The following is a 9,909-nucleotide window of genomic DNA, read 5'->3' as shown; positions in this document are numbered from 1 at the left end:
CGTGGGACCGGTCAGGGGGACGCGAAGCCCGGTGCCGGGGGCGGCGGGGGCTCGGGGGCCGATCCCTGATGCGGGGCGGGTCCCTGGTGGGAAACGGGTCCCTGGTGCGGGGCGGGTCCCTGGGGCGCGCCCGGGTGGTGCTGACCCGGGTGTTGTGCGGCCGGCGACCAGCCGTGCCCCGGCTGGTGGGGCGGCGGCAGCGGAGAACCCACTGCGTGCTGCATCCGGTGCCACTCCGTCTCGTCTTCCATGGCCATTGGCGCTGGCAGCAGGGCACTTACCCCGCTCGCTACCGAACGGTACCGCCCCCGGCCACCGTTTGGTGAACGGCCGGAGGCGGTCCGAAGTGCCCATCGCCACAGGCGAATCGGACGGAAAGGTGGTTCGGTGGACTTACTGGCCGACTTCGCCGTACGCGGCGAGCAGGACGGCCGGGTCCGGGCCCTCCAGGACGGTCGGCTTGGCCAGGCCGTCCAGGACGATGAAGCGCAGCAGGTTGCCGCGGGACTTCTTGTCGACCTTCATCGTCTCCAGCAGCTTGGGCCACTGGTCGTAGCGGTAGTGCAGCGGCAGGCCCACCGATTCGAGAATCGTGCGGTGGCGGTCGGCCGTCGCATCGTCCAACCGCCCGGCGACGCGGCCGAGTTCGGCGGCGAAGTGCATACCCACCGCAACCGCCGCGCCGTGCCGCCACTTGTAGCGCTCGTTCTTCTCGATGGCATGGCCGAGCGTGTGGCCGTAGTTGAGGATCTCCCGCAGGCCCGCCTCCTTCAGGTCCGAGGAGACGACCTCGGCCTTGACCCGGATGGAACGCTCGATCAGCTCGGCGGTGTGCGGGCCCGCGGGGGTCCGCGCGGCCTGCGGGTCGGCCTCGATGAGCTCCAGGATCGCCGGGTCGGCGATGAAACCGGCCTTGATGATCTCCGCGAGCCCGGAGACGTAGTCGTTGACGGGCAGCGACTCCAGCGCCGCCAGGTCGCACAGCACGCCGGCCGGCGGATGGAAGGCACCCACCAGGTTCTTGCCCTCGGCGGTGTTGATGCCGGTCTTGCCGCCGACGGCCGCGTCGACCATGGCGAGCACGGTGGTCGGGACGGCGATCCAGCGCACCCCGCGCAGCCAGGTCGCGGCCACGAACCCGGCGAGGTCGGTGGTCGCACCGCCGCCGACGCCCACGATGACGTCGGAGCGGGTGAAGCCGGACTGGCCCAGCGCCTTCCAGCAGTAGGCGGCCACCTCGGCGGTCTTCGCCTCCTCCGCGTTGGGCACCTGGATCGCGACCGCCTCATAGCCCTGCCCGGCCAGGTCGGCCCGCAGCGCCTCGCCGGTCTCGGCCAGCGCCTCCGGGTGGACGATCGCCACCCGCTTGGCCTTGCCGCCGATCAACCCGCCCAGCTCGCCCAGGAGTTGACGGCCCACCAGGACCTCGTACGGGTCGGTCCCCGCGGTGCCGCCGACCTGGATCCGGGTGACTGCCTCGCTCATGCTTCCTTCAACTCCAGTGCGTCCAGGGCGATTTCGGTGACCTCTTCGGGCATACGGCCATCGGTCGCGACGACGGCCGTGGCGACCTCCTCGTACAGGTGCCGGCGGGCCTCCATCAGCTCGCGCCACTGCTTGCGCGGGTTGACCGCCAGCAGCGGGCGGGCCGCGTTCAGCCCCGTCCGCTTGACCGCCTCTTCGACGTCCATCGACAGGTACACGACGCGCTGGCCCGCGAGCAACGCGCGCGTGTCCGCATCCAGAATCGCACCGCCGCCCAGCGCCAGGACGCCGTCATGCTCGGCCAGCGCCCGGTGCACGGCCGCCTTCTCGATGGCGCGGAAGACGGGCTCACCCTCGTCGACGAAGATCTCGGCGATGGTCCGGCCCTGCTCGGCCACGATGTCGTCGTCGGTGTCCCGGTAGGTGACCCCGAGCCGCTCGGCCAGCAGCTGCCCGACGGTGGACTTGCCCACCCCCATCGGGCCGACCAGGACGACCAGCGGCCCGCTCATCGGATGGCGAGGTTGTCGAGGTACGACTGCACGTTGCGGCGGGTCTCAGCGACCGAGTCGCCGCCGAACTTCTCCGCCACCGCGTCCGCGAGCACGAGGGCCACCATGGCCTCGGCGACGATGCCGGCGGCGGGGACCGCGGACACGTCGGAGCGCTGGTGGTGCGCCTGCGCCGCCTCGCCGGTGGTGACGTCCACCGTCTGCAGGGCCCGCGGCACGGTCGCGATCGGCTTCATCGCCGCCCGCACCCGCAGCAGCTCACCGGTGGACAGGCCGCCCTCGGTGCCGCCGGAACGGCCGGAGACACGGCGGATGCCCTCGGGCGTCTTCACGATCTCGTCGTGCGCCTTGGAGCCGGGCACGCGGGCCAGCTCGAAGCCGTCCCCGACCTCGACACCCTTGATCGCCTGAATACCCATGAGCGCGCCCGCGAGGCGGGCGTCCAGCTTGCGGTCCCAGTGCACATGCGAGCCCAGGCCCACCGGCACGCCGTACGCCAGGATCTCCACCACACCACCGAGGGTGTCGCCGTCCTTGTGAGCCTGGTCGATCTCCGCGACCATCGCCTTCGACGCATCCGCATCCAGGCAGCGCACCGGGTCGGCGTCCAGCTTCTCGACATCGGCCGGAGTCGGGTACACGCCCTGCGGCGCCTTCGCCGCAGCCAGCTCCACGACGTGGCTGACGATCTCGATGCCGGCCGTCTCCTTGAGGTACGACCGGGCGACCGCGCCCAACGCGACACGAGCCGCCGTCTCACGAGCCGAGGCACGCTCCAGGATCGGCCGAGCCTCATCGAAGCCGTACTTCTGCATGCCCGCGAGGTCGGCGTGGCCGGGACGCGGGCGGGTCAGCGGCGCATTGCGGGCGAGGCCCGCGAGGATCTCCGGGTCGATCGGGTCGGCCGCCATGACCTGTTCCCACTTCGGCCACTCGGTGTTGCCCACCATGATCGCGACCGGGGAACCGAGGGTGAGGCCGTGCCGGACGCCGCCGAGGAAGGTGACCTCGTCGCGCTCGAACTTCATCCGCGCACCGCGTCCATAACCGAGCCGGCGCCGGGCCAGGTGGTCCGCCACCATCTCCGTGGTGATCGGCACGCCGGCGGGAAGGCCCTCCAGCGTCGCCACGAGTGCGGGACCGTGGGACTCCCCCGCGGTCAGCCAGCGCAACCTGCTCAACGGTGCTCCTCAGTGCTCGCGCCCTGGTACTGCCCTGCGTACGCGCGTCCTCGCGTACGTCGACGGCGCGACCAGGTGCGCGGCCCTGGCCCGCCACCTTCGATCCTCCCACGTCCGGGCACGGCCCCTGGCCGCCGGTCCACCAAGCGGACGGCAGAGGGACATTGCCGGGCGCCGGAAGATCACGCCGAGCCGTTGCCCTGGCGCTGTTGCGGAGTGTACGAGCCAAGGAAGTCAGCACCGCTCGGCTCCTGCGACGGCTGCTGCACCGACTGCTGGGGAGCGTACGGCCCCAGATAGTCGGCACCCCTCCTCTGGCCGTGACGTGCCGCCGCGTGAACGCCGCCCCCGTCGCGCACCGCACGCCGACGGTCGATCTTGCGCTTCACTGCAGGACGATCTCGAATATCTCGCCCTTACCGGACTCCATCGGCACACCAGTGGACACGGCTCGTACTCCCCCTCGGACTTCTCCGCCCCCTGCGGAACTCAGCGGATCCTAGCGGCCCGCGAGGGCGCGCTCCCCCGCTTTTCGCATGGCCTCCAGGGGCGCCGGAACGCGGCCGGTCATCTGCTCCACCTGGAGAACCGCCTGGTGGACCAGCAGGTCGAGCCCGCTGACGACGGCTCCGCCGTACATGGACCAGCGAGCCGCGAGGGCGGTCGGCCAGGGGTCGTAGAGCACGTCGAACAGGGTGGCGGGGCGCTCCGGTACGGCGGAGGCGAGGGCGTCGGTCGTACCGGCCGGCGTGGTCGCGATCACCAGCGGCGCGCGCAGCGCCCGGTCCGCGTCGGCCCAGTCCGCCGTACGCAGCTCGACGTCGAGCCGCTCGCCCCACTGCCGCATCTCGGCGGCGCGGGCCTCGCTGCGTACGTACGCCACGACCTCACCGGTGCAGACGCGCGCGAGCGCGGCCAGCGCGGAGGACGCCGTGGCGCCCGCGCCGAGGATGGCCGCCGAGTCGACCTGTTCGATGCCGCGCTCCCGCAGTGCGGCGACCATCCCGGGGATGTCGGTGTTGTCGCCGACGCGGCGGCCGTCCTCGGTGAAGACGACGGTGTTGACCGCCTCGACCGAGGCAGCCGTCTCGCTGATCTCGTCGAGCAACGGCAGGACGGCCCGCTTGAGCGGCATGGTCAGCGACAGCCCCGCCCACTCCGGTCCGAGTTCCGCGAAGAACTTGGACAGAGCTGCCTCGTCGATCTCGAAGCGGTCGTAGGACCAGCCCGTGAGCTTCAGTTCCTCGTACGCGGCCCGGTGCAGCACCGGGGAGAGGGAGTGGGCGATGGGCGAACCGAGCACGGCGGCCCGGCGGGCGTCAGTTGCCCGTGCTGTCATGAAACCTGTCCTTGAACCTGTGCAAATTTCGCTGTCCGACGTCAGCCGTTGTTCCTCGACGCGTTGAACTGCTGGACCAACTTGTCGTGCTCCGCGAGCGTCTTCGTGAACTTGCTGGTCTTTCCGTCCAGCGAGATGAAGTAGTACCAGCCTTGCTTCGTCGGGTTCAGCGCGCCCTTGAGCGCCTCTTCACCGGGGTTGTCGATGGGACCGGGCGGCAGCCCCTTGACGTAGTACGTGTTGTACGGGTTGTTGTACTGCCTCAGCTCGGCGATGGAGAGGTCGATCTTGCTCTGGTTCTTCACGTAGTTGTACGTGGAGTCGAACTCCAGAGAGCCCCAAGTCTCGGGGTTCCCGGGCTTGAGGCGGTTGTAGACGACCTCGGCCATCTTGCGGAAGTCGTCGTGGCTCGTGCCTTCGGCCTGCGCCAGGCTCGCCACCGTGAGCAGCTGCCAGGGGTCATCGAGTCCCAGACTCTCGGCCTTCTGCTCCAGGCCCAGCGCCTCGTACCTCTCCGTGGCCCGGGTGACCATCTCCTTCAGGACGGTTTCCGGCTTCTGTCCCTTGCTGGCCGCGTAGCTGGAGGGGAAGAGGAACCCTTCCAGCGGGTCCTTCAGATCGGGGTGGTTCAGCGCCCAGTCGGGCAGGCCGAGGTCCTTGTACTTCTTCTTCGCGACGCTCGCCGTGGTGCCCTCCGCCACCCCGAGGCGCTTGTCGATCAGCGCATAGACCGCCGTGTTCCGTGAGCCCTCGGCGATGATCAGGTTGTCGCGACTCTCCGGACTGAGCATCAGTTCGACCGCACTGGCGGCCGACATGCGCTTCTCCAGCGTGTAGACGCCGTCCTGGATCGTTTTGCCGTTGGGATTCGCATTCTGGGCGGAAATGAACGCGTCGACACTCTGAACGACGCCCGCTTCCTTCAGTTTCTGCCCGATCACGGAGCCGACCGCGCCCTTGGGGATGACGACGGTGACCTGCTCGCCGTTGCCGTCGCCCGCATAGTCGGGCGCCGCGCCGAAACGATCCTTGTAGAACTGGTATCCGAAATATCCGACTCCGGCCACGCCTGCGCCGAACACCAGAACGACCACCAGACAGGCCATCCCACTGCGCCGCTTCTTGGGCTTTCCGCCCCGGCCCCGGCGATCACCGCGCCCGCGGCCGCCTCCCGACTCGTCGTCGGCATCGTCTTCGTCCTCGTCGCCGCCACCGGCGAAGAAGGCGTGTTCACCCTGGTCAGGACCGGGGTCCCAGTCGGTCTGAGACGGCTCCGGCTCGGCTTGCCGACGGCTCGGCGGCGCCGGCGGCGGGTACGCGTCGGGTGTGCCGTAGTAGTCCTGCTGCTCACCGCCGTACGCCGCGGCCTGCTGTCCGTAGGGGTCCGACGGGTCGGGGTACTGGGCGTGCGCGTGCGTGCCGTTGACCCAGCCGTTGTTGTTGTACGACTGCTGCCCCTGGCCCGCGTACTGCTGCTGTTCGTACTGCTGCGGGTACTGCTGGCCCTGCTCCGGGTACTGCTGACCTTGCTGCTGGTACTGCTGCGCCTGACCGTAGGCGGCCTGCTGGCCGTTGCCCCAGTCGCCGTAGTGCTGCGGCTGCTGCGGCTGCTCCGGATAGTGCTGCGGCTGGCCGCCGTAGGCAGCCTGCCGGCCCGTGTGGGCCTGCTGCCCTTCCCATCCGCCGTCCCCGAACAACGGGTCCTCGGGATGCCACGGTTCGGAGCCTTGGCCCCGGCCATACTCAGTCATCGATCCCCTTGAGCCGCGAGGCGGCGGTCACGCGGCTTGTGAAGATCCGGTTCCCGTCCCGCCTCTCTTGGTGCGTCGGCTGTTCGAAAACCGGCGCATCGCGCGGAACGTTACCGTATCGCGATCAGATGACCACTTCGACGCCCTCTCCGGGAGCTTTACCTGACACCCGTTCGGATTCGAGCGCCTGCTGCAAGATGATCACAGCGGCTGCCTGGTCGATCACGGACCGGCCCTTCTTCGACTTCACGCCCGAGGCGCGCAGTCCCTGACTGGCCGTCACGGTCGTCATCCGCTCGTCCACGAGCCTGACCGGTACGGGCGCGATCATGCGGGCCAGTTCCTGGGCGAAGCCCCTGACCTTGACCGCGGCCGGGCCCTCGCCCCCCTTGAGGGAGCGGGGGAGACCGACGACGACCTCGATCGGCTCGTACTCCTCGACCAGCTGCTTGAGGCGGCGGTGGGCGGCCGGGATGTCCCGGCCCGGGACCGTCTCCACCGGGGTGGCGAGGATCCCGTCGGGGTCGCACGAGGCGACCCCGATGCGGGCGTCCCCTACGTCGATCGCGAGACGGCGGCCGCGGCGCATGCCCCGGCCGTCGCCGCTCGCCTGTGTCTCTGCGCTCACTTGGCCGTTTCCGCCACGAGCCGCTCGACGGCGTCGACGGCGTCACCGATGGCGGCCGGGTTCTGGCCGCCGCCCTGGGCGACGTCCGGCTTGCCGCCACCGCCGCCGCCGAGGGTCTTGGCGGCCGTACGGACCAGGTCACCGGCCTTGAGGCCGCGCTCACGGGCGGGCTCGTTGGTGGCGATGACCGTGAGGGGCTTGCCGTTGTTGACCGTGAACAGGGCCACGACCGCGGCACGTCCGCCCTGGATGCGGCCGCGCACGTCGAGGACCAGCTTGCGCAGGTCGTCGGCCGTGGTGCCGTCCGGCACCTGGCCGGTGACGACGGCGATGCCGCGGACGTCCTTGGCGGACTCCGCGAGACCGGCGGCCGCCTGCAGCACCTTCTCGGCGCGGAACTTCTCGATCTCCTTCTCGGCGTCCTTCAGCTTGCCGAGCATGGCGGAGATCTTCTCCGGGAGCTCCTCCGGGCGGCCCTTGATCAGCTCCTGGAGCTGGGCGACGACCGTGTGCTCCCGGGCGAGGAAGTTGTAGGCGTCGACGCCGACGAGGGCCTCGATACGGCGCACACCGGAGCCGATGGACGACTCGCCGAGCAGCTTCACCAGGCCCAGCTGGGCGGTGTTGTGCACGTGGGTGCCGCCGCACAGCTCCTTGGAGAAGTCGCCGATGGTCACCACGCGGACCCGCTCGCCGTACTTCTCGCCGAACTCGGCGATGGCGCCCTGCTTCTTGGCCTCGTCGATGCCCATGACGTCGGCGCGGACGTCGAGGTCGCGGGCGAGCACCTCGTTGATCTTCTGCTCGACGTCGGTCATCACGGCCGTGGGAACGGCGGACGGCGAACCGAAGTCGAAGCGGAAGCGGCCGGGCTGGTTCTCGGAACCGGCCTGGGCGGCCGTCGGGCCGAGGGCGTCGCGCAGGGCCTGGTGGGTGAGGTGGGTGGCCGAGTGAGCGCGGGCGATGGCCTTGCGGCGGAGGTTGTCGATGGAGGCGTGGGCCTTGGCTCCGACCGTGACCTCGCCGACCTGGACGACGCCCTTGTGGACGTAGACGCCGGGGACCGGCTTCTGGCAGTCGCGGATCTCGATGACGGCACCGGTGTCGACCTTGATACGGCCGGTGTCGCCGATCTGGCCGCCGCCCTCGGCGTAGAAGGGGGTGCGGTCGAGGACGATCTCGACCTCGTCGCCCTCGGTGGCGGCCGGGGAGGAGGCGCCGTCGACGAGGATGCCGACGACGGTGGACTCGCCCTCGGTGTCGCTGTAGCCGATGAAGTCGGTCTCGCCGACCTTGTCGGCGATCTCCCGGTAGGCGCCGGCGCCGGCGTGCCCGGTCTTCTTGGCCTGGGCGTCGGCCTTGGCGCGCTCCCGCTGCTCCTTCATCAGGCGGCGGAAGCCGTCCTCGTCCACGGACAGGCCCTGCTCGGCGGCCATCTCCAGGGTGAGGTCGATCGGGAAGCCCCAGGTGTCGTGGAGCAGGAACGCCTTGTCACCGGCGAGGACCTTGCCACCGGCGGCCTTGGTCTCGGTGACGGCCGTGTCGAGGATGTTGGTGCCGGCCTTCAGCGTCTTGAGGAAGGCGTTCTCCTCGGCGACGGCGACCTTCTCGATGCGCTCGCGGTCGGTGACGAGCTCGGGGTACTGCTGGCCCATCATGGCGATCACGGTGTCGATCAGGTCGAGCACGACCGGACCGGTGGCGCCCAGCAGACGCATGTTGCGGATGGCGCGTCGCATGATGCGGCGCAGGACGTAACCGCGGCCCTCGTTGCCGGGGGTGACGCCGTCGCCGATGAGCATGACGGACGTACGCATGTGGTCGGTGACCACGCGCAGGGAGACGTCCGAGGCGTGGGCGTCGCCGTACGCGACACCGGTCAGCTCGGTGGCCTTCTTGATGACGGCCATGGAGGTGTCGATCTCGTACATGTTCTGCACGCCCTGCAGAATCATGGCGAGACGCTCCAGGCCGAGGCCCGTGTCGATGTTCTTGCTCGGGAGCTCGCCGAGGATCTCGAAGTTGTCCTTGCCGATGCCCTCGCCGCGCTCGTACTGCATGAAGACGAGGTTCCAGATCTCCACGTACCGCTCGTCGTTGACGGCGGGGCCGCCCTCGACGCCGAACTCGGGGCCGCGGTCGTAGTTGATCTCGGAACAGGGGCCGCAGGGGCCGGGAACGCCCATGGACCAGTAGTTGTCCTTCATGCCGAGGCGCTGGATGCGCTCCTTCGGCACGCCGACGACCTCGTGCCAGATGCGCTCGGCCTCGTCGTCGTCCTTGTAGACGGTGATCCAGAGCTTCTCCGGCTCCAGGCCGTAACCACCCTTGTCCTGGGGGCTGGTGAGCAGCTCCCAGGCGTGCTTGATGGCGCCTTCCTTGAAGTAGTCGCCGAAGGAGAAGTTGCCGCACATCTGGAAGAACGTGCCGTGGCGGGTGGTCTTGCCGACCTCTTCGATGTCGGGCGTGCGCACGCACTTCTGCACGCTGGTGGCGCGCGCGAAGGGCGGCTTGACCTCACCCAGGAAGTAGGGCTTGAAGGGCACCATGCCGGCCGGGACGAGGAGCAGAGTCGGGTCGTCCGCGATGAGCGACGCCGAAGGGACGACGGTGTGCCCGCGCTCCTCGAAGAAGCTCAGCCAGCGGCGGCGAATCTCGGCCGACTCCATCAGTGGTCCTCATTCCGGTTGTTCGAGTACGTCGTCCTGTCGACGTACTTCGGGTTGGTGCGGTTCTCGATGGCGGCATACCGCCGGGGTGCGGGGAGCTCGGGGTCGGTGTTGATGCCCAGGGCCTCTCCCAGCTCTTCCTCCCGCTGGGCCATGTTGTCGCGGACGTCGAGCGCGAAGCCCACCGCGCGGTCCTTGAGCCGGTGGCCGGCCTCGATCGCCTTGTTCGCCGCGGTCGCGGCGAGGCTCTCGGGGGTCAGCTGCTTCAGCTTCCGGTTGACCTTGGTGGTGGCCCACACACCGGCGGCGACGCCCGTGGTGAACCAGAACGTACGGCGGAACAT

9 protein-coding genes are annotated in these 9,909 nt (G+C 69.7%); all 9 read right to left on the bottom strand.

The annotated features are described in order from the left end of the window. Positions 1-393: 393 nt before the first annotated feature. The 9 genes from aroB to ADL12_RS31040 all read right to left on the bottom strand — a co-directional run bounded on the left by aroB (position 394) and on the right by ADL12_RS31040 (position 9,909). Entirely contained in the window at positions 394-1,485 is a 1,092-nt protein-coding gene (gene aroB, locus ADL12_RS31080) for a 3-dehydroquinate synthase (protein ID WP_062707795.1), read from the bottom strand. Next, complete coding sequence (locus tag ADL12_RS31075) at positions 1,482-1,997, bottom strand: shikimate kinase (RefSeq protein ID WP_062707791.1); 516 nt, start codon at positions 1,995-1,997, stop codon at positions 1,482-1,484. The genes aroB and ADL12_RS31075 overlap by 4 nt, the downstream gene beginning before the upstream one ends. Next, positions 1,994-3,178 (bottom strand): chorismate synthase, encoded by a 1,185-nt coding sequence (gene aroC / locus ADL12_RS31070; protein ID WP_062707788.1) that lies wholly within the window; start codon positions 3,176-3,178, stop codon positions 1,994-1,996. The genes ADL12_RS31075 and aroC overlap by 4 nt, the downstream gene beginning before the upstream one ends. A gap of 182 nt (positions 3,179-3,360) precedes the next feature. Next, entirely contained in the window at positions 3,361-3,567 is a 207-nt protein-coding gene (locus ADL12_RS31065; RefSeq protein ID WP_062707785.1) for a hypothetical protein, read from the bottom strand. A 110-nt stretch (positions 3,568-3,677) separates the two neighbouring features. Then, a complete protein-coding gene (locus tag ADL12_RS31060; RefSeq protein ID WP_062707783.1) occupies positions 3,678-4,517 on the bottom strand; it encodes a shikimate dehydrogenase in 840 nt (279 codons plus the stop codon). Between the two features lie 41 nt (positions 4,518-4,558). Continuing rightward, a complete protein-coding gene (gene mltG, locus ADL12_RS31055; RefSeq protein WP_062707780.1) occupies positions 4,559-6,268 on the bottom strand; it encodes an endolytic transglycosylase MltG in 1,710 nt (569 codons plus the stop codon). Positions 6,269-6,392: 124 nt separating this feature from the next. Then, entirely contained in the window at positions 6,393-6,857 is a 465-nt protein-coding gene (ruvX, locus tag ADL12_RS31050) for a Holliday junction resolvase RuvX (protein ID WP_062707800.1), read from the bottom strand. A 35-nt stretch (positions 6,858-6,892) separates the two neighbouring features. Beyond that, positions 6,893-9,565 carry an alanine--tRNA ligase gene (alaS, locus tag ADL12_RS31045; protein WP_062707778.1) on the bottom strand — a complete coding sequence of 891 codons (2,673 nt, stop codon included), beginning with the start codon at positions 9,563-9,565 and terminating at the stop codon, positions 6,893-6,895. Then, the gene (locus tag ADL12_RS31040; RefSeq protein ID WP_062707775.1) at positions 9,565-9,909 is read right to left on the bottom strand and encodes a hypothetical protein; all 345 of its coding nucleotides are present in this window, start codon (positions 9,907-9,909) and stop codon (positions 9,565-9,567) included. Before ADL12_RS31040 ends, alaS begins: the two co-directional genes overlap by 1 nt.

This window comes from Streptomyces regalis (assembly GCF_001509475.1).
Taxonomy (GTDB): Bacteria; Actinomycetota; Actinomycetes; order Streptomycetales; family Streptomycetaceae; genus Streptomyces; species Streptomyces regalis.
Note: the sequence above shows the minus strand (reverse complement) of the source record. Positions and strands in the feature narration are given on the sequence as shown.